Source organism: Wenzhouxiangella sp. YN9 (assembly GCF_056324165.1).
The window spans coordinates 21747-42221 of the sequence record NZ_JBJNIP010000055.1 but is presented as its reverse complement, the minus strand read 5'-3'; the positions used below and the strand labels follow the sequence as shown (position 1 = coordinate 42221).

Sequence of the window (20475 nt, the reverse complement as noted above, 5' to 3'; positions counted from 1 at the left end):
GGGACTGCCGGGCCGCACGTGCCCGGTGCCGTTCAGTCGCTCTCGAAACGGTCGTGAAAGAAGCGCCATGCATCGGTCAGGTTCTCATGCTGGTAGACGTAGTCGTTGCCCGCTGTGCCGAAGATCAGGTCCGGGTCGCTGTCGCCGTCAAAGTCTCCGAACGCGACTGAAAGGGCCCAGTTTGCCGGTCCCAGCTGCAGGCCTGAATTCGAGAACGAGGCATTGCCGTCGTTGATCCAGAGTTCGTTCGGCGCTTCGCTGAAAGTAGGGCCCTGCAGTGCCAGCGCCACATCCATGTCGCCATCCTGATCCACATCTGCCGTGATGGCTTGGCTGACCTCACCGCTCCAGGTATGTACTCTGGAAAAATCGCCGTTGCCGTCGTTGATATAGACACCTGCGTTGGTGAGCGCGTCCAGACTGCCGTCACCGTCGAGATCGACAAGCTCAACGCTGCGGCTGCCGATGACCGGCTCTTGCCTTGGCGAGCCAAAGTCAGGGGTCGAGCCGCCGTCGTTGAAGTAGGCCGCGCTAGACACTCCGCCCACGACGAGAATGTCGGCGTGGCCATCGCCGTCTAGGTCACCGATATCGACCGCTCCGTTCTGCCCGGTGAGGCTTGTGACCTCGCTTAGCTGACCGGCGCCGTCGTTGAGATAGACTTCTCCGGTTCCGAACACGACATCGATGTTGCCGTCGCCGTCCAGATCGCCGGCGGCAGCGTACGTGCCTGTCGGCAGGGTCTGCGACGACAGCGCATGCCCGCCGCTGCCGTCGCTGAGCCACAGCGTTGACGGTTTGTGGGCGCCGCGTACGGCCAGGATGTCGAGATAGCCATCGTTATCGAAGTCTTCGATCAATAGCTGATTGACGCGGTTTGCATTTTGGTCATCCCTGAATCCACTGTCGGAGTAGCTGCCGGAGCCGTTGTTGAGCCAGATGCGCATCGATGTGCCGAAAGAGCCGACAATCACGTCAAGGCTGCCGTCGTTGTTCATGTCGGCATAGAGAATTGCGCGCGCGTCGAAAAACGCGCCGGCGAGGGTCAGTTGTTCACCCGTTTCTTCGAAAGCGACCTGCGCCATTGCCGTGGTGGCCAAGCCAATGGCCGCCGCTGCAGCAGCAGCCCGCCTCGTCGCGGTGTTCTTCTTGTGGTGCCTTGACATTGATTTCTCCCGGAGCTTGGTCTGTGGCAATTTGCCGACCCTTAGAGTACGGGATGTATGCCCTCGCTGTGCCATGAGCGGCGCGCCATCATCGTGCCGCGGTGGGGCGGGTGCCCGGCAGACCCCAGAGCGCGTCAGCTGATCAGCTTCAGGCCCACGGCGCCGCTGATGATACAGGCCAGAAACAGCAGGCGCAGCCAGGTCATTGATTCCTTGAAGAAGGTCACGCCCATCAGCACCGCGCCGGTCGCGCCCAGGCCGGTCCAGATGGCGTAGGCGGTGGCCAGCGGAATGTCGCGCATCGCCAGGGCCAGGAACCAGAACCCGAATGAAAAGATCACCACCACGGCCAGCAGCCACTGCCATGATTTCTTTTGCAGATACATGTTGATGGCGGCCACGCCGAAGATCTCGCCGAAGCTGGCGATGAACAGATACAACCAGGCCATCAGGGCGTGCCCTCGCCGGCGCCGGCCGACTCTGCCGGCGTGGTGAGCTGAACACCGACCACGCCGACGATGATCAGCGCCAGAAACAGGCCATTGGCCGGCGTGAACGGTTCGCCCAGCAGAGTGAAATCGATGATTGCGATGGCCGCCGCCCCGGAGCCGGTGAACGTGGCATACACCGAGCCCGACGGCAGTACCGCGCAGGCCTTGATGATGAAGTAAAAGCTGAAGATCAGGGCCACGACGGTGCCCGCCCACATCCAGAAATTGGATGAATATTTCAGCCCAAGTACCCAGAAGATTTCGACAAATGCGGCCCAGAAGACGTACATCCAGCCCATGAGGTGTGCTGCTCCAGATTCAATGAGTGTGCAGAATCGAGGTGAGGCGCGCAGGCAGTCCGGCCGGGCAGGGCCGCGGCCGGACAATGCGCCGTGAAAGTATAAACGGTTACCGCTGCATTCGAGGGTGGACGCTCGGCTCAGTCTTCGCTGTCCTCGAAGCGGCCGACGCCGATGTTCCACGGCACCCGGTCTTCCTTTTCGCCGTAGTTTTCGTGCTCGCCGAGACGGTGGCCGTCGTGCTCGCGGATTTCACCGTAGCGGGTATGGCGATGGAAGGTGTCGCCGAAGCGCTCCAGCAGATCATCGACCGAACCGCGGTAGCGCGGGTCCTGCGGGCGTTCCTGGCTGTTGATGTACCAGGCAATGTCCCAGGCCTGCTGATTGCTCAGCGAGTTGGGCTGGCCCAGCGGCATGTCGTGCTTGATCATGCCCGCGGCCGTGTTGATGCGCACGATACCCGCGCCCCAGTTGTACGAGCCATCACCCCACAGCGCCGGGAAGACGTATTCGCCGTTCTCGTAATGGCCCGCACCATCCGTGCCGTGACAGACGGCACAGTGGGTCTGGTATTCCTGCTCGCCGCGCTCGTAGCTCAGGTTTTCGGGGCGCTCGGGCGAGGCGTAGCCGCGGCCGTAAATGGGCTTGTCCGGAAACATCGGTACGCCCCGGGCCAGCCACTGGTGATAGGCGCTGAGCGCGAGCATGTCGTCGCTGCCGTATTCGGGCGGAATGCCGTTCATCGAATAGGCAAAGCAGCCGGCAATGCGTTCTTCCAGGCTGTTGACGTGCTGGTTCTTGCCGCGAAAGTCCGGCAGGGTGACCGCCGCCGGCCACACCGGCGCGCTGAAGGGCAGGCGGCCCTCATCGAGGTGACAGCTCGAGCAGTTCATGTCGTTGAATACGTTTTTTCCGCGCAGCTGCTGGGTGTCGATGAACAGCTCGCGCCCGCGGCGGATCACCTGCTTGAGCTGCGGATGCAGATCGGCCTGTTCGAGGTCTTCGAGGGTCGGCGGCACGTGTACCAGCTGGTCTTCCGTGGGCGGTGGAAAGCCCAGTTCGACGAGTTGTTCGTGCTGCGCCCGCGCGGGCAGGCTGATGCCGGCAATCAGCGCGACAAGGCCGGTTGCGGTGATTGCCATCAAGGCGGCCAGCGTCGTTGCCGGTCGGCACGGATTGATCATTGCAGGCTTCATGGTTGTGTCTCCACGGTCCGGTGCGCCAGCCAGGCGGCCACGGCACGGATGTCTTCGTCGCTCATGCGTCGGGCAATCGCGCCCATCAGGTCTTGCGGGTCATTGCTGCGCTTGCCCTCCTGCCAGGCGCGCAGCTGTGATTCGATCACGCCGGCGTGCTGGCTGGCGATGCCGGGAAAGATGCTGCCGCCGCCTTCGTTGCGCGGTCCGTGGCAGCTCTGGCAGGCGACGATGTAGTCATCCCAGTCGCCGCGCCGCGCCAGCTTTTCACCGCGGGCAAGCAGTTCTTCGTCGGCCTGTTCACCGCCGCCGGCTGCGGTTACCGGCATCTGGCTGTAGTAGGCGGCCACATCGGCAATCTGCTGGTCGTCGAGCATGTTGGCAAAGGGCGCCATGCTGGGGCTTTCGCGACGGCCTTGCTTGAAGTCATGCAGCTGCTGCGCCAGATACGCGGCATTCTGCCCGGCCAGGCGCGGCCACGATTCGCCGCCGGGAATGTTCATGCCGCTGCCGTCGGTCTGGTGACAGGCCACGCAGGCGGCAGCCGCCTGTTCGCCGCGGGTGGCATCGCCTTCCAGGCCTTTGGGGCCGGCAAGGGTGAGCCCCGGCACAAGGCCGAGCAGGAGAAGGGTCGAGGTGCGGATCATCGGCATAATCGCTGGCTGGGGTGACGGGTCATGGGCCCATATTAGCGCGGCTGGATGTGCTGCAATCATGTACTTGTTGTACCTGATTGGCGGCGCACGGATCGGGCTCGGTCCGGAACGGTGCGGCGGGTTCTCAGGTCAAAGCGGTCGACGTTTGCCACAGCGCGATGAGCACTTGTGGGGGGCGAAGCATGTGGCTTGCGCCAGAGTCCATGTATTCAACCCGCAGGAGCTGATCATGAATGACAAACGCTACGCGAGCCTGATTGCGGCCACGGCCCTGTGCGCTGCCGGCGCCCACGGATCCGGCTTTGAAATTCGCGAAAACAGTGCCGCGGCACTGGGTCGGGCCTTTTCCGGCTCGGCTGCCACTCCCGGCGAGGCCGCCCTGATCTACAACAACCCGGCCGGCATGACGCTGCTCGACGACCCCCTGGTGCAGGTGGACCTGTCAGCCCTCGACCTTTCATTCGAGTTCGACGGCAGCGGCCGGGATGCCATTGGCAATCCGCTGGCCGGCGGTAACGGCGGCGACGCCGGTGACCTCGAACCGGTTCCGGCCGCCTATTTCGCCACTCCGCTGAGCGAAAACTGGACGGCCGGGATGTCGCTGACGGCGCCCTTTGGCCTGAGCACCGAGTACAACGACGGCTGGGTCGGCCGCTACCACGCCCTGCGATCGGATCTGGAAACCGTCAACCTCGGCCTGTCGCTGGCCTACGATCTGACCGACCGGTTTTCGCTGGGCGGCAGCGCGATTCTTCAGTACGCCGACGCCACCCTTTCGCGCGCGGTCGATTTTGGCGCCATCCTCGCCCAGTCGCCCGCCGTGCCCCAGGGCGCGTTCGTGCCGCAGTCGGCCGACGGCAAGGCCACCCTCAGCGGCGATGATTATGCCCCCGGCTGGTCGCTGGGCGCGCTCTGGCGCGTTGGCGACCACACCCATATCGGGCTGAGCTACCGCTCGAAAATCGAACACGAGCTCAGCGGCAATGCCCGCTTTCAGGTGCCAGCCGAAGCCGCGGCCGTATTCGATCAGCTCCCCGGCAAGCTGTTTACCGACACCGGCGGCCGCGCCGATCTGGACACCCCGGCGGTGGCCACGCTCAGCCTGCACACCGAGCTGACCGATCGCCTCGACCTGACCGCCGATGTGGCTCGCACCTACTGGCATTCGTTCGACGAGCTGAAAATCCGCTTCGACAACCCCGCCCAGGAAGCGCTGGTCGAACCACAGAACTGGAGCGATACCTGGTTTGCTTCGCTGGGCGGCGAATACCGCCTTGGCTACCACTGGAAGCTGCGTGCCGGCGTGGCCTACGACGAAACGCCAACCAGCGATGCCTACCGCTCGCCGCGCGTACCCGACTCCGATCGCCGCTGGCTGACCATCGGCGCGAGCTGGCAGCCGGTGTCGAACTGGACGCTCGATGCCGGCTATGCCCGCCTCTTCAGCGACGACGCCGATATCAACAAGGTAGCCGACACCGGCAGCACGCTCGGTGGTACCGTCGATGCCGAGACCCATCTGTTTTCCGCCGCGGCCACCTACCGGTTCTGAGCGGCGCTTGCACGGGAGACGACAAGTGAGCCACTCTGCAGACGAAAAGCATCTTCGCCGCTGCGTGGAACTGGCGACCGAAGCACTCGAGGCCGGCGATCAACCCTTCGGCTCGGTGCTGGTCGCCGCCGACGGCGAAGTGCTTTTCGAAGACCGCAACCGCACCGTCTCGGGCGACATGACGCGCCACCCGGAATTCGAGATCGCCCGCTGGGCCGCCAAGCATCTGGATGCCGAACAGCGCGCCGCAGCCACCGTCTATACCTCCGGCGAGCACTGTCCGATGTGCGCCGCCGCCCATGGTCTGGCGGGGCTGGGCCGCATTGTCTACATCAGCTCGTCTGAACAGCTCGCCCAGTGGCGCGCCGAGCTCGGCGCGCCCCGGCCCCGGGTTCGCCCGCTGCCGATCGGCGAGATCGTTCCCGACCTGACCGTGGAAGGCCCCATCCCCGAACTGGCCGACGAGATCCACGCCCTGCATCGTCGCGCACACGACAGGAGCTGATGCCGAGCGAGGCAATGGCGAGAGCCTGTCCCCTCGCTCAGTCCCGTCACTTCTGGCCTGGCCGGGCCGGCTTTCTGCGCAGTAATGGCAGGTTTCACGCAGCAGTCTCGTAATGGCAGGCTGAACCCATCGATATCAGGAGGCCACGACGTGGCTGTTCGGCATGGATCTTGTCGTTATGCTGCGCTGCTTGCTCCCAGCGTTCTTTCATTGAATTTCCTGGCGCTGCTGGCAGCGACACTGCTGGCCCTGACGGCCTGCGGCGGTGACACCGGCGACGCCGATGTTGCAGGGCAACAGGCCAGCGACGAGTCAGAAGCGCCACAGCGCCCGGTTGTCCCGGAAATGACCGCGGAAGACGGCTGGGTCGAGCTCCACGACATGGAGATTCCCGCCGCTGGCACCGCCGTGATGACCATCGACGGCACTCGCTATGACGTTGCCATCCAGTGCAGCGGACCGGGCGTTGTCAACGACGGCCACGACACGCTGTTTTCGATCGCGATCAGAGGCGATTTCGAAGCCGGAGATGGCCGCTCGGGCTACTTCAATCTTCGCCGTGCGGTCAACCGCGAGCGCGAGAGTTTTTACGCCTACTCGGGCCAGGACGCGGCCACCCTGCAGGTGGTCGTCGATGCCAGCAAGGAAGGCCAGCGGCACAGCTCCATGCAGGGCGGCCCCAACGATGATGACCCCGAGGGCAAATCACTGCCGCTGCTGCACGCCCAGCCTGACGGCACCTTCACCGTCGACTCCACCGTGGAAAAGGCGCACCCGTATTATCACGATGAAGCCCTGGGCGGCAGCTTCACCCTGGCCGGCCAATGCCCCGAACCCTGGGGAGCCTGAAGGCAGGAAAGCCCCCGACACCGCTGCGCCCCACCGCTGCCCGGTTGACCACCTGCCAGGCAAACCCTCCTGCCAACCGACCACCTTCAGCGTGGTCGTCCCGGACAGCCGCCGGCTGATCCGGGATCCCCATTGGGTGGCACCGCGCTGAAATCCGGGCGTTCGGGCTGCATCCGGAAGGTCCCCGCTTTCGCGGGGATGGGCTGTCGCCCACTTCAATGAGGCCCCGGCTGATTGCCGGGGATAACCGACCACTGCCAAGTGGTCGTCCCGGACAGCCTTAGGCTGATCCGGGATCCCCATTGGGTGGCACCGCGCTGAAATCCGGGCGTGCGGGCTGCATCCGGAAGGTCCCCGCTTTCGCGGGGATGGGCTGTCGCCCACTTCAATGAGGCCCCGGCTGATTGCCGGGGATAACCGGCCACTGCCAAGTGGTCGTCCCGGACAGCCTTGGGCTGATCCGGGATCCCCATTGGGTGGCACCGCGCTGAAATCCGGGCGTTCGGGCTGCATCCAGAAGGTCCCCGCTTTCGCGGGGATGGGCTTCGCCCACTTCAATGAGGCCCCGGCTGATTGCCGGGGATAACCGACCACTGCCAAGTGGTCGTCCCGGACAGCCTTGGGCTGATCCGGGATCTCCATTGGGTGGCACCGCGCTGAAATCCGGGCGTGCGGGCTGCATCCGGAAGGTCCCCGCTTTCGCGGGGATGGGCTTCGCCCACTTCAATGAGGCCCCGGCTGATTGCCGGGGATAACGCACCGTATAACGGCCACCCTTCATACGATCATTGGCTTCAATGAGGCCCCGGCTGATTGCCGGGGATAACGGTTATGGAAAAGAATTAAAAATGGAGGCGTCAGTTTAGCTTCAATGAGGCCCCGGCTGATTGCCGGGGATAACGCCAACAGAGGCAAAGAAATGATGGTATTCGATTGGGAGCTTCAATGAGGCCCCGGCTGATTGCCGGGGATAACGTCTTTCCGACGTACCGCACCTGTCCGGCTTCGTCGCGCTTCAATGAGGCCCCGGCTGATTGCCGGGGATAACTGCGCGTCTACCAGAACCGCCACGGCGGGCCGACTGAGCTTCAATGAGGCCCCGGCTGATTGCCGGGGATAACGACGGTCAGCCGCATCGCCAGAAGCCCGACTGGGAGCTTCAATGAGGCCCCGGCTGATTGCCGGGGATAACCCGCGCGAACCGATGAAAATCTTTCCCGGACTCCCTCCGCTTCAATGAGGCCCCGGCTGATTGCCGGGGATAACCTTTGTATTAGGAGCAACCAATGAAACAGGAACACGAAGCTTCAATGAGGCCCCGGCTGATTGCCGGGGATAACTGACCAGCCAAGGCCCATCGGCAGGGGCTAGGGCTGGCTTCAATGAGGCCCCGGCTGATTGCCGGGGATAACGGGGATGACATGGGATGCAAAGTCATCGAAGATTGCGGAGCTTCAATGAGGCCCCGGCTGATTGCCGGGGATAACCCGGCTGTTCTTCCGTACGCCCGCCGCGCCCATCGCGGCTTCAATGAGGCCCCGGCTGATTGCCGGGGATAACCTCGCAGCGGCCCAACAATGCACTGATTCCATTCCGCGCTTCAATGAGGCCCCGGCTGATTGCCGGGGATAACCTCGCAGCGGCCCAACAATGCACTGATTCCATTCCGCGCTTCAATGAGGCCCCGGCTGATTGCCGGGGATAACACCGAAGAAAGTTAATGATAAGATGGCCTATGAATTGCTTCAATGAGGCCCCGGCTGATTGCCGGGGATAACGCGGAATACTTGCGGGCAGCCGATCTGGCGGACGAAGCTTCAATGAGGCCCCGGCTGATTGCCGGGGATAACGGCCGGAGCGCATGGCCCAGGTATCCGTCGGCCTGATCGCTTCAATGAGGCCCCGGCTGATTGCCGGGGATAACCCGGTAAAGTGCAGTGTGGTCCGGTCAGACGGGGCGGTGCTTCAATGAGGCCCCGGCTGATTGCCGGGGATAACGACCTGGACGGCGGTGCGCTGAAAATCCGCTGCTACAAGCTTCAATGAGGCCCCGGCTGATTGCCGGGGATAACTGGTCGATGAAGGGGATGACGGCATTGGCAAGATCGTCGCTTCAATGAGGCCCCGGCTGATTGCCGGGGATAACATCGGGCTCACAAGCCCACTCCTTAACCTCATCTGCGTGCTTCAATGAGGCCCCGGCTGATTGCCGGGGATAACCATAGAGCAACCCCAACACCTACGACCGCCGCCAGAATGCTTCAATGAGGCCCCGGCTGATTGCCGGGGATAACGAGATGGGCATCACTGACGGCCCTGACCGCATCGTGCTTCAATGAGGCCCCGGCTGATTGCCGGGGATAACTGTGTACGCCCTCGAATACGCGTCCGTCAATCGCCTCGCTTCAATGAGGCCCCGGCTGATTGCCGGGGATAACATGTCGAACTTTGTCCCAATCGGTCATGGCTGTCCCTGCTTCAATGAGGCCCCGGCTGATTGCCGGGGATAACACATGACTATGGACACAACCGCCGTCACCAATCAGATGCTTCAATGAGGCCCCGGCTGATTGCCGGGGATAACGACTTCGGTGCCTTCATGCCTGACAGTAATCCCGCCCGGCTTCAATGAGGCCCCGGCTGATTGCCGGGGATAACGCCGATCAGGTTCAGTCTGAGCTTGTGGCCAGGATTGGCTTCAATGAGGCCCCGGCTGATTGCCGGGGATAACGATGGCTGGAGCACGTCAACGCCAAGGGCCAGCCCGGCTTCAATGAGGCCCCGGCTGATTGCCGGGGATAACCGCCAGCGACCTGGGTATGACGAGGATTCCGGTATGAGCTTCAATGAGGCCCCGGCTGATTGCCGGGGATAACAAGTGACGGAGACAGCCGAATGACTTTCGCCGCTAATGCTTCAATGAGGCCCCGGCTGATTGCCGGGGATAACCAAGGTAGTGCCGAAGGACGCGCCCGACGCCAAGCGTGGCTTCAATGAGGCCCCGGCTGATTGCCGGGGATAACGCAATGGCTAGGCGACAGATTCCCGGAGGCAATGCGGCTTCAATGAGGCCCCGGCTGATTGCCGGGGATAACATCGACGAAATGAGCGATGATGAGCGGGAATTTATGCTTCAATGAGGCCCCGGCTGATTGCCGGGGATAACCAACGGGTGGCCGTCTCCGCGCTCTGCAAGCCTGTTCGCTTCAATGAGGCCCCGGCTGATTGCCGGGGATAACGTTGCTGTTGTATACCTCATCGCGGTACAGCGTCAGCAGCTTCAATGAGGCCCCGGCTGATTGCCGGGGATAACCAGCTTTGAATGTGGCAGCCTCTCGCCCTTTGCGGCGCTTCAATGAGGCCCCGGCTGATTGCCGGGGATAACGTGACGGTGCCCGGATGACCTGTGTTGATCGCATGCAAGCTTCAATGAGGCCCCGGCTGATTGCCGGGGATAACGATGTGCTGGCCGCGATGAAAGGTGCTGACGTGTAGCTTCAATGAGGCCCCGGCTGATTGCCGGGGATAACAGCCCCTTCTGGAGCCCTTGTGCGGCGCTGCTTTCAGGGTTCATTTTCGAGCGCTGGCCGCACGGATGCAAGTTTTACCTTGATGGCGCAGCGGGCGTCGTGTGTTGCGCCATCCAAATCCATGTTTTCAAAGAGCTTTTCGGCTTTTCGAGCGGTGGCCGGGTTTTCCCCGTCACTGACGTGCTCGAAACGCCGCGGCAGCTTCAGACGATGATCGGTTCTTTTTTCACTGCCTTGAAACTTTGACCCAGGCTGATGACTTTCGGTTCGACCTTTTCGGCCCGACCCATGTCCATGATGACGACGTGGTCGTGGTCATGGTGAATGATTTCGTCGAGCATCTGCACCATTTCAGCATGATGCACGCGAGTGAGTCGACACTGGAAGACCGATAGCTGCAGCCATTCGCCGTAGCCCTTCATGATCTTGAACACCCGGCGCCAGCGTTTCTGGTCGGAGATGTCGTAGATGACGATGTAGAGGTGCTCGGTTTCCATGGCATCAGCGGGTCAGGAAGTTCGGATACTCTTGCAGCTCGCCCATCAAAAAACGCGCCAGCAGACGGGCCTGAACTTCGAGCAGGCGGCGGTAGGTGATGCGGTAGCCGAACAGCGGGTGCGTAATCTTCTGGCCGAGCCGACGTTCGAACACGCCGATGAAGCGCTTGCGCCCGGAGGCTGACAGGTTGACACTGCCGGCGGCCGAGACGAAGTCGCTGGGGCGCACTTCGCCGTTGTTGATGGCCAGCAGAACGGTCGAGTCCGCCAGCAGCGGGCGGAAGGGTTCCATCATGTCCAGCGCCAGGGCCGGGCGCCCGTAGCGCGGCTGGTGATAGAAGCCGCGATAGGCGTCGAAACCCACGGCAGTGAGCGCGGCGGTCCACTGGCGCGTGAGCATGGCATAACTGAACGACAGCAGGGCGTTGACTTCGTCGGTGGGCGGGCGCCGGTTGCGGCCGCTGAAGTCGAAGCGGAACTGTGGCTCTTCTTCCTGGCGAATCATTGCGGAGAAATGCCGAAAGTATTCGGAGGCCGCCGCACCTTCGTATCCGAGCAGGGTGTTGAGGTCCTCGGCCCGCCTGGCCTTTTCGGCAAACTGTTTCATGCGCTTGAGTGTGGCGGCAGGCTTGTCGTCACGACGCCAGTTGCGCCGCATCAGCGTGCGGCCGTTGAGAATCTTGGCGCGCACCCAGCCGCGCGCGAGCAGATGGCAGACCTGATCGTCGAAGCTGCCGCGATATTGTGCGGTGCGCAGTTCCACGTTCTTGTGGCCGGTGCCGATGGTATGACCGAAAAACCAGCCGCCGTATGAATACCAGCTGATCGGAATCTGGCGGCGCATCAGCTCCTGAAGGGTGGGCGTGGTGACGTAGACATTGCCCATGAGCACCAGTTGCGACACGTCGATCAGGCGGGCGGTGGCTGCCTTTGCGTCATCGACGGTGACCACAAGCGTTTCGCCCTTTTTGGCCACCTTGGCGCGGTGGGCCTGTACATAAAGGGGAAGCGCATGATCGGCGCCCGCTGCCAGCGGCCGGGGCGTGGTGTCGGCACCGCGCAGCAGGTTGATTTCATCGGGTAGGCAGATGGAAACCAGCGAGCAGCGCGGGCACTTGGGGCTGTCTTGCAGCGGCGGCGGAATGTGGCCGTTGGCCGCTACCAGCCGCAACCCGTTGATCGCTGAAAGGGTCTGCTGGCGCAGTTCCTCGTCGAAGACGACGCGCACGCGCTCGCGCGATTCGGCAAAGTAGATGACGCCTTCGTCGCAGGCATAGCCTTGTTCTTCGAGAATCAGGCCCTGGGCGCAAACCTGGATACGCTCGGGTTGGTAGGCGCCCTTGCTGACATGCGGCCGCTTGCCGCGCTTGTATTCGACCGGCGTGACTTGGTTGCCCTTGCCTTCGATCAAGTCGATCTTTGCGATGATGCCCAGCTTGTTGGACGACAGCGTGACCGAGCGGGCGTGCAGCGGCGTTTCACCCTCGCCGGCTTCGTTGTCGGCTTGGTCACCCTCGCCGGTTGGCCGGGGCAGCTTGCCGCCGGGTTTGTCGACGCGGCGATGCTGGCGGCGACCGTCAACGGTGTGATACGAATCTGCCCATTCACCCTGCACCCACTCCAGGTAGGCCAGCCTGGGGCAGTACTCGAACTCGTTGACCATGCGCACCGGCAGCAGGGGCAGGTCGCCGGAAAGCTCCGGAAAAGGCAGCGGCAGCTCGCTTTGCACGCCGGTGATCGCGCGTTGGCCCTCACTCATTGCCCAGCCCCTTGCCCGCAGCAGTTTGCGAGGGCCGTGAAGGCGCAGTACGTTGCGAGCACGCATTGTGCAACGTCTCGTGGCTGACCAAAACCGGCAGCCACACCGTTCTGGCATTGCCGCTGACCGTGGCCACGGAGCAGGAAATGGCCGATCTGGAGCAGAAACTGAGAGGGGTTCTGGGTATGTTTCAGGCGAACCGGTCGCCGCAGGCAGCATGCTCGCCCCCCGTGAGTCTGACAGGACGCGCGAGTCAACCTTTCAGTCTTCATCTCTAGCCGAAAACATCCCCAGCCCGTAGTGACACGCAAATCCCAGTGCCAGCGGCCCGCTGATGGCTTCCGGAAAGGTAAGTCGCCAGAAGCTGCCGTGGGTGTCGGGCTGGGTCAGGCCGCGCTTGCGACGAAAGCGGTGGAAATGCACCGGGCGTCTGTGTCTGCCGCGGATCAGAACATGGGGCAGGGCGGTGATTTCGGGTTCCGGCAGGCCGCGCATGCGGCACTCTCTGCGCAACTGATCTTCGGTGCTGAAGCGCTTTTTCGCATGCCAGGGATGCAGGTAGGGGGTTGTGCTTTCCCAGATCCGGCCGCAGCCAATATGCGGGCTGCCGGCAACCTGGCCGGATGAGCCGTATTGTTCCAGCATGGTTTGCCACTCCCCGCGGCCCCGGTCCCACAGCCTGGTCAGACGATCGAGAACATGCAGGGCGGTGCCCGAAAGGCCGGCGTTGGCGTGAATCACGATGTGATCAATATGACCGTCGCCGTCGGCATCCTCTGGCAGGTAAAAGGCGTGGGCATGACGGTTGTTGTCCGGCAGGTCATGGCCTGAAAGCATCTGCGGGATATTGTCATCGCCGACCACTCTTTTTGCCTGGGACATCACCGCACTGCGGACAAGCTCACCAAGGCGCACGGCGTCCTCGATTCTCGGCAGGGGCTTGCCGGACAGTCGCAGGCGGGCTGTCGTGATCCGGCGTGCGGAATGGTCACGTTGCGGCCGCTGCCGCCGGGGCTGTGTCGCAAAGCATCGATACGGGCGCTGATAGGTCACGAACCGTCCGGCGGGCGGGCAGCTCCAGCCTGCGCTCTGGATCTCATTGGTGTCCAGACGCATGCCGTCGACCAGATTTTCCGGCAGGGTGTGGAGAATCTGTTTTTGTTTTATCTTGAGCTTTTTGTCATCGAGGCTGTGGGCCTGAATGATTTCACGCCGCAGGTTCTCGTATTCGTCGAGGGTTGCCGGCGCCATGAGGCGGGTGGGCTCCAGCGCTTCGCCGGTTTCCGGGTCCATGCCGAGTTCGGATGGGCGGCAGTTGATCGTGCCGCTGAAGCCCGGCAACAGGCGCGCCTCGACCCAGCTTTCGGCCCGGCCGAGATAGCCCGTTTTTTCCAGCAGCTCGCTCAGCAGCTCCCGGTGCTTGTCACCCAGTGTCACTTCGGGCCATACGGCAACCAGCGGGGCGTCGGGCCGCAGCCGGAGGAAGGCATCGAAAATCAATACCGACTTGTCGGCCCGGCCCGAGCGAACCGGCATGTAGTGGCGGCTGTGCGACCGGACGGCAGCGGGCAGGTGATAGACCGGCAAGGACTCACCCAGGGCTTTGACGAGCTCGGACAACAGTTTCTCCGGGAACTGCTGCGGGTCCGTTTTTCTGTGCCAGGTGGCGATCAGCGCTCGCAGTATGCGCCATGGCGATGGCGGCCATTCGACATCGGCTTCGTTGACGTGGCGGCCCCACGGGTTCGCGTGGTAGAGGCCGGCCGGAAAGCGGAACTCCATTGCGACCATGGTCATGCGCTGTAGGTGACTTCGGTGACTCGCGGCTCATTGAAGCACCCATCGTTTGCGACAGCCTCGATCAGGGCGGGCATCTGGCGCTCCAGCGCTTCCAGCGTCGGGACTTCGAAGGCTTGAGGACGGGTGACGCGCAGCTCGACGCATTCGAGATCACAGGCGGTACGCAGACGCAGCCCGGTTTCGAGCAGCCGCCGGATCTTGAACAGCGCCAGGCCGATCAGCAGTTTCTCGACATTTTCCCCGAGCCCGAACGCGCGAATCTGCGCCAGGTCGAGATTGAAGTAGGCGGAAATGTGTGGCGAGACATATTCGTCTCTGGCAAACGGAACGTTGCCATAGCCCTTCGATGTGTCGCCCTGGGGGTTGACGGAGTCGAGCTTGACACCACCGCTGGCGGCAACCTTGACGTCTTTTGCCTCGATGAACGAAGACAGCGCCCTGGGCAGGCGCAGACGACCGCCGGCCAGATCCTTCTTGGCCAGGAATACGCCGTGCAGAGCGGCGTTTGCGTCCACGCGCAGCAGCGTTGCCGCGAGCTTGCGCAAGTCTACACGGCCTTCTTCCATGTCGGCCAGTTCGGCTTTAAGCATGTCGAAGACCGTCTTGTCCTTGCCTTCCAGAATGTAGGGGGAATTGAGCCGATGGGATTCGAGGACCGAATTGCTCAGCGAGTTGCCGCTGTCGTCCTTGATCTTGACCAGCGGCAGCCCCTTGAGTGGTTCGACCCAATCATCGTTTACTTCATCCCAGCAAACCGCTTCCAGGCGATTGGCCATGCTCTGGGCTGACTCGACGAGCAGCATTCGGCCTTGCCCGTCTGGTGCGGGATACTCAGCGGCGCCCAGATCGGGAAAGCCGGTGGGTTGAAAACGGGTGCCCTGAAGCGGCTCGAGCCTTGCTTCCAGCAGCAGCCGTGGGGTGTTTTTCAGTTGGTCGATATCAAGTGTCATGGCGTCCTTCCTTAAGGTTTCATGAAGTGGTTGCGGTCTCTTCCAGCGTCGAATGTCTGGGGAGAATGCGTTTGAGCTCTGAGCCGGCGACGGGAATCAGCAGTGCCGAGAGCAGGCGCAGGCCATCGATTTCGGGCGCGACGATGCGCGGGCCGTCGAAACTGATGCCGGCCGTGCGCAAGCGCCTTTCGGCGATCCGGACAGCGCCGGCGAGATCATCGGTGGTGATCCGGCGCAGCAGCTCGCCGGGCAGCGGCAGGGCGGTTTCGGTCGGTAGTACTCCGGCATCTGTCAGCTGGGCATCGGTGCAAAAAAAGGGCTTGAGTAGGCGATAGATCGCGGGCAGTGGGAGTTCAATATCGTCGCGGACCATTCCGCCGCGGGGGAGCCGGATCAGCGCCAGCCCCGGAATCAGCGCGGCGATGCGCGCGGTATCCAGGTCGCCGGCCAGCCATCGCGCCACGGCCGCCAGATTGCAGGTGCGCGAAAAACGCAGCGGTTTGTCATCGAGCTCGAGCTGGCCGGCGGCCAGCAGGCGCCGCCGGAGAGTGGCCGCCAGATTGGCTTCCAGGCGCCCGGCTCCCCAGACGTGCAGGTGGCTGCCGCTTTCCAGCCACGCCGGGTGCCGGGTTCCGTCTTCGGGGGCCAGATGGATGCGCATGGGCAATGGATAGCGCATGCGGCCGTTGATTGACTTGCGCGCGTGCAGTCCCGCCAGGGCGGCCGCAATGGCGAGCTCGTCGCTGCCGTCGTCGATGAACCAGTCGGACGAAAGCCAGGGCACGGGCGGGCAATTGCCGTCGGTGGCATCGCGGGCGGTGCGGCTGCGGGCCAGGTAGAGCTGAATTTCTCCAAGAACCGCCAACACGCGCTGTGTGCTCTGGCTGCGGTCGTCGCGCGACAAGGTCAGCTCGAAGATGGCGTCTTCGAGTCGCTGCAGGAGTGAGCGCAGGCCAGCGCTGGCTTTGCTGCTTCGGCCAAGGCTGCGAAAGTGGGCGAGCCAGCGGTTATGGCTTTCCAGATTCGAAATGAGGTCGGCCGCCGGATTACGGCGAACCTCGATGCGGTTCAGCGGGGTGGCCAAGTAGGCCTTGCCCGACCGCATCGCGAAGGTGTAGCGCTGGAACCCTTCGAGCCCCCGGTCGACGCCCAGCTTCGAAATGGCGCGTACAAAATCCAGCCCGTCGCGGGCAGGCTGACGTGCCAGCGTGGCGCGACCCTCTGAAAGCAGTGCCTCAAGCTCGCGCAGTTTGCAAGGCGCGGACCAGAGGGGCAGCCAGATTTCGGCGCGCGAGTTGGTTTCATCGACCAGCGCTGCCGCACCGGAACCGGCGCCCGTGGAGCGTACGGTGAACGGAAAGCTCAAGCTGCCAGGCTGCGCACTTTCCAGGCGGCGCGTGGCCGTGGCCGCAAACATCAATGCACCCTCGATCATGAGGATGAAATCCCAGGGATTGATCAGGGCGCCGCCTTCGAACCCGGCCGCCGAGTTGGGGCCGCCTGCATTGCCTGGCGCGAACTGACCGATGGCAGCTGAAGTCAGCTGCGGTATTGCATGCCCAAACAATGCGCCGTCGAGCCAGGAGTCTGCAAGCGCCGTTGGTTCTCCGCTGTCAGGGTCGATGATGTCGACGAGTCGCTGCATAAAGTTGTTGGTGAAGTCCAGTCGCCCATCATTGCCGCCGGTTCCAAGCAGCGGAGGGTATTTGGGGTTTTCGCCACTGAGCAGTATTGCGGCATCGAGCCAGGCCAGTGCGGGATCGGGCAGTTCGTTTCGCAACGCGTTGATCAGGGCCGTCTTGTCATCCTTGTCGGGGCGTTTATCGAGCCTCATGGCAGTCAGGAGTTTTCTGATGACGCCGATGCTGTTGCGTATCCTGTCCAGGCGCACGGTCGCGCCATCTTCAATGGGCTTTATTCCGGCCTGATTGTCTTTTGGATAGAAACCGCTGCCGCCATTCCAAGGCGCAAGCACCGGGGTGGGCCTGTAGCTTCGAAGCAGAAAGTGGCGCAGCTCGGATGCGCTCAGCTGTGAGATGAGGATGAAGCGGTCTTTGCGCCACGAGCCGGTTGCTTCTGCATCGACCTGTTCAGCAACAAGTCTCAGTATCCCCAGGGCTTTGAGATAGGCAGACAGCGGCAGCGGGTTGCAGCCCTCAAGGGTGACTTCGTTGCGGTCAGACAGGGCGTCATGCGGAGTCGGGTTCTGGGTGAAGCGGTTGCCTTCGCGGGTGGCGGCTTCCCAGCTTCGTTCATTGTTCATGGCTTGTCTCCCGATCCCTGTTCGTGAAGTATCCAGCGCTGGTCGATCAGCTCGCCGCGGTCGCGATCGCGGCGAGCCTGCTCCTTCATGGCAATCAAGGTCTCGATTCGGACGAGCGGTGCCTCGACACCATTGCCGATGGCATGAATCCCGGTTGATCCGTGCTTTGTCGTGAAGTTGAACGGTTTGTCGGCAAATGCATCCGCGCCGGTTTGGGGCCGGGTCTCGCTGAAAATCGAAGAGATCGTCATGGTCTTGTCCTCGAGCCAGTGCGTTGCGTGCCGACATCGTCGAAGCCGCTGGCCGGCACCGGCAGGCACGGCTTGCAGCCGAGCCCGGCCAGGGTGTGCATGGCAGTGCGAGCGTTGCCTTCATCCAGCGCGCTGACCAGATCCGGATTCCGGGTTGCGCGCGGATAGCCATGGCTGTTGACGGCAATGCCGCCGACGATCAGGTGCTCAGTGCCGGCCTGATTGAGTGCTTGGCGGATGGCCTGGATGCTTGTTGGCTTCATGACGGGCTGTCCTCGGGCGGAGCTTGCCGACTTGCGCGCCAGTCAGCAATGCGAACCAATGCCTCGAGCCAGGCGAGTTCGAATGGACCGTGGCGTTCGAGCAAGCCCCGGGCGCGTTCGGTCCAGGAAGGCCCGTCCGGCCCGTGGCCCAGCCGCATCAGATCCAGCTTCAGTTCTGTTTCGGGTACGCTGACGCCGTTCAAGATCACTGCTGGAAGCCGGTCGCCATGCCAGACGCCGCGGGCAAAAAGCCGATCCGGCTCGGGCGGCTCCGGTTCGCCTGGCAAGGCGCGCAGACGCATGCGAATGCGGCCGTGGTGAGCGCAGATCAGAAAGGCGATCAGATCCTGGCGATCGTCCGCACCGCCGTGCTGTAGCCAGGCCAGCATTGAAGCGAGCTCATGACGGAACCCCTTGCGCAATACACGGCTCCCGTCTTGGTCGACGACGTGGTAGTCGGGTCTTGCCCTGCCGCCGGACTTGGCCAGAATAGGACTTTCTTCAGGCCGGTAGTCAGGTTGAATACCGCGCTGGAAAGCCTCGTGTGCCTTGCCCACGTCGTGCCACAGGTCGGCGAGCGTGCCTGCCTCGCGCTGCCAGTCGGCAAGGCCGAGGCTTTCGGCGAGTAACTTGAATTCGGCTTCGGCATCACGGCAGTGCTGGCCAAGCTCGATCGGCTGGCCGGTGAAGGTGAGAATATCAGCGTCGTTGGTTTCGGGCGGGGGTATCGTTTGGTCGTCGGCCCGGTCGACCGGATCGACCTTGCGCCTGGAGGCCGGCTCGAAGCCCAGCTCGTGATCGTAGCCGCCGTCGGCGGCGCGCAGAAGCAGAATCTGCCCGGGCCGCGGGCGGGTGGTGGTCTGCCAGCGCTCGCCCAGCGGATCCCAGATCCAGGCCTGCCGGCCCTTCCGGTTCAGAAACTGTTTGCTGAACTGGGCAAGCCCGACCGGACACAGCTCGTCTCGGTCATACGCTGTGTCTTCGTCCGGCCGATCGTCGAACTCTCGCCAGAAGACCTGCAGCTGTGGGCTGCCCGGGTCGCGAATATAGGGGGAGATGTCGACATCGAAGCCGGACAGATCAGGGTCGGTGTCGAACAGTTGCAGTAGATCCTTGTGGCGAAGGACAGCGTGCAGTGGCGCGGCTTGCTTGAAAGCGGGCAGGTCGGCGGGGGCTGCCGAGTCAAGTCTTTCAACGCGTTTGCGGGCCGCTTGCAGTGCCTCGACGGTGTAGGGAAGTGCCTCGCCGGCCTCGCCGTCGATATCGATCCAGTGGATTTCGGCCTGATCGTGCTCGCCACCGCGGTTGCAGCGACCAAAGCGCTGCACCAGCGACGACCACGGCGCCAGTTCCGTGAACATGACAGCGCTGGAGATGTCCACACCGGCTTCCACAGCCTGGGTGGCAATGATGATCCGGCCGCTTTCGGCGAGCTCGGTTTCGTGCAGCCGGCGTTCGATGGCCGTGCGTTCCCGGGGGCGGAAGCGAGCGTGCAGCAGCAACGCATCGGCTTCGGGCATCGATTTGCGCAGCGCCTTGTACAGTGCTTGAGCGCGCTCGACCTGGTTGACGATCACCAGGGTCTGCTGGCCTGGCCGATGCGCTGCGACCACCTCGGCCGCCACCGCCTTGATATAGGCCGAAGCCTTGCTCTTTGCCGTCTCGGCGGTCAGCCTGGCCGTTGCGGGCAGCAGTGACTTGCCGGCGTCCAGACGTTTGGTGATTTCTGGCCGGGACCTGTCGTCATGGTTCAGACCGACGCTGCCGAGGCCGCCAATCTGATCGCGAAAGTCGACCGTTGCCAGCCAGTCGGTATCCAGGGTGGCCGAAACCCACAGGCTTCGCGCCGGCGCCGCCACGCCGTGACGGCGGCGAAATGCCTCGAGCTGCGACGTGGTGGGCAGTGCCGGGCCCATCAGCTGCACCTCGTCGTAAACCCACAGCGCATCGTTGTGCAGCAACGCATAGTGAATCGGCCACTGATAGCGGCTCATGCCGTAGCCGCGCATCAGTGCGCGCGAGAGCAGCATGTCCTGCGTGCCAATCAGGATGGCTTCTTCTTCAGGGTGAGAAGCCCATTCAGCACGCCGGAGCGTCGGTTCGCCGCCCATCAGGGCATGGACGGAGACCTTGCCCTCGCCCGGCTGACCAAGAATTTCGAGCCTGTCGAGCCAGTTGCGCGCATTCTCGAGCGTCTGCTCGACCAGCACACGCATGGGCAGGCACCAGACCAGGCGTCGGGGCAGCTCCGTTTCTTTCAGTTGGTGGCGTCGGTACAGCCACGCCAGCGTGACGGCGGCTGTCTTGCCAAGTCCCGTGGGGATGTTGACCACATCCGGCCAATCGTCACTGACCAGTCGGGCCTGGTAGGGGTAGGGAGGGTGCCCGGTTGCTTTCTTGAAGTAGGCGCTGTAGGTCATGTTCTTGCGGATCCGGTGATATGAAAAT

The 20475-nt window shown here is 63.1% G+C and carries 16 protein-coding genes and 1 CRISPR repeat array; of the genes, 3 read left to right on the top strand and 13 right to left on the bottom strand.

Going from position 1 to position 20475, the window contains the following annotated elements:
• Positions 1–32: 32 nt before the first annotated feature.
• From ACEWQ0_RS02190 to ACEWQ0_RS02170, 5 genes are all read right to left on the bottom strand, one after another.
• Positions 33–1166, bottom strand: a complete 1134-nt coding sequence (locus ACEWQ0_RS02190) for an FG-GAP repeat domain-containing protein (RefSeq protein ID WP_476484353.1) — start codon at positions 1164–1166, stop codon at positions 33–35.
• 134 nt (positions 1167–1300) lie between these two features.
• Positions 1301–1615 carry a DMT family transporter gene (locus ACEWQ0_RS02185; protein WP_476481689.1) on the bottom strand — a complete coding sequence of 105 codons (315 nt, stop codon included), beginning with the start codon at positions 1613–1615 and terminating at the stop codon, positions 1301–1303.
• Entirely contained in the window at positions 1615–1956 is a 342-nt protein-coding gene (locus ACEWQ0_RS02180) for a DMT family transporter (protein WP_476481690.1), read from the bottom strand. The genes ACEWQ0_RS02185 and ACEWQ0_RS02180 overlap by 1 nt, the downstream gene beginning before the upstream one ends.
• 140 nt (positions 1957–2096) lie before the next feature.
• A complete protein-coding gene (locus ACEWQ0_RS02175) occupies positions 2097–3152 on the bottom strand; it encodes a c-type cytochrome (RefSeq protein ID WP_476481691.1) in 1056 nt (351 codons plus the stop codon).
• Positions 3149–3799: a c-type cytochrome gene (locus ACEWQ0_RS02170; protein ID WP_476481692.1), complete on the bottom strand. Its 651-nt coding sequence runs from the start codon at positions 3797–3799 to the stop codon at positions 3149–3151. The genes ACEWQ0_RS02175 and ACEWQ0_RS02170 overlap by 4 nt, the downstream gene beginning before the upstream one ends.
• Positions 3800–4037: 238 nt before the next feature.
• On the opposite strand from ACEWQ0_RS02170, the gene ACEWQ0_RS02165 reads away from it, so the two are divergent.
• From ACEWQ0_RS02165 to ACEWQ0_RS02155, 3 genes are all read left to right on the top strand, one after another.
• On the top strand, positions 4038–5360 hold the full coding sequence (locus ACEWQ0_RS02165) for an OmpP1/FadL family transporter (RefSeq protein WP_476484352.1): 1323 nt from the start codon (positions 4038–4040) through the stop codon (positions 5358–5360).
• 25 nt (positions 5361–5385) lie between these two features.
• Positions 5386–5865: a nucleoside deaminase gene (locus tag ACEWQ0_RS02160; protein WP_476481694.1), complete on the top strand. Its 480-nt coding sequence runs from the start codon at positions 5386–5388 to the stop codon at positions 5863–5865.
• 210 nt (positions 5866–6075) lie between these two features.
• On the top strand, positions 6076–6714 hold the full coding sequence (locus ACEWQ0_RS02155; RefSeq protein WP_476484351.1) for a hypothetical protein: 639 nt from the start codon (positions 6076–6078) through the stop codon (positions 6712–6714).
• A 720-nt stretch (positions 6715–7434) separates the two neighbouring features.
• Positions 7435–10244: a CRISPR direct-repeat array (repeat unit 36 nt; unit sequence GCTTCAATGAGGCCCCGGCTGATTGCCGGGGATAAC).
• A gap of 203 nt (positions 10245–10447) precedes the next feature.
• Here the strand turns inward: ACEWQ0_RS02155 and cas2 are convergent.
• The 8 genes from cas2 to cas3g all read right to left on the bottom strand — a co-directional run bounded on the left by cas2 (position 10448) and on the right by cas3g (position 20447).
• Positions 10448–10741, bottom strand: a complete 294-nt coding sequence (cas2, locus tag ACEWQ0_RS02150) for a CRISPR-associated endonuclease Cas2 (RefSeq protein ID WP_476484350.1) — start codon at positions 10739–10741, stop codon at positions 10448–10450.
• 4 nt (positions 10742–10745) lie between these two features.
• Positions 10746–12500: a CRISPR-associated endonuclease Cas4g/Cas1g gene (cas4g/cas1g, locus tag ACEWQ0_RS02145; protein WP_476484349.1), complete on the bottom strand. Its 1755-nt coding sequence runs from the start codon at positions 12498–12500 to the stop codon at positions 10746–10748.
• A gap of 261 nt (positions 12501–12761) precedes the next feature.
• Positions 12762–14297 (bottom strand): type I-G CRISPR-associated protein Csb2, encoded by a 1536-nt coding sequence (gene csb2 / locus ACEWQ0_RS02140; RefSeq protein ID WP_476484348.1) that lies wholly within the window; start codon positions 14295–14297, stop codon positions 12762–12764.
• Positions 14294–15250: a type I-G CRISPR-associated RAMP protein Csb1/Cas7g gene (gene cas7g, locus ACEWQ0_RS02135; RefSeq protein ID WP_476484347.1), complete on the bottom strand. Its 957-nt coding sequence runs from the start codon at positions 15248–15250 to the stop codon at positions 14294–14296. Before cas7g ends, csb2 begins: the two co-directional genes overlap by 4 nt.
• 19 nt (positions 15251–15269) lie before the next feature.
• A complete protein-coding gene (gene cas8g1, locus ACEWQ0_RS02130; RefSeq protein ID WP_476484346.1) occupies positions 15270–17513 on the bottom strand; it encodes a type I-G CRISPR-associated protein Cas8g1/Csx17 in 2244 nt (747 codons plus the stop codon).
• Positions 17510–17764 (bottom strand): hypothetical protein, encoded by a 255-nt coding sequence (locus tag ACEWQ0_RS02125; protein ID WP_476484345.1) that lies wholly within the window; start codon positions 17762–17764, stop codon positions 17510–17512. The genes cas8g1 and ACEWQ0_RS02125 overlap by 4 nt, the downstream gene beginning before the upstream one ends.
• The gene (locus ACEWQ0_RS02120; protein ID WP_476484344.1) at positions 17761–18027 is read right to left on the bottom strand and encodes a hypothetical protein; all 267 of its coding nucleotides are present in this window, start codon (positions 18025–18027) and stop codon (positions 17761–17763) included. The genes ACEWQ0_RS02125 and ACEWQ0_RS02120 overlap by 4 nt, the downstream gene beginning before the upstream one ends.
• On the bottom strand, positions 18024–20447 hold the full coding sequence (cas3g, locus tag ACEWQ0_RS02115; protein ID WP_476484343.1) for a type I-G CRISPR-associated helicase/endonuclease Cas3g: 2424 nt from the start codon (positions 20445–20447) through the stop codon (positions 18024–18026). The genes ACEWQ0_RS02120 and cas3g overlap by 4 nt, the downstream gene beginning before the upstream one ends.
• Positions 20448–20475 lie beyond the last annotated feature (28 nt).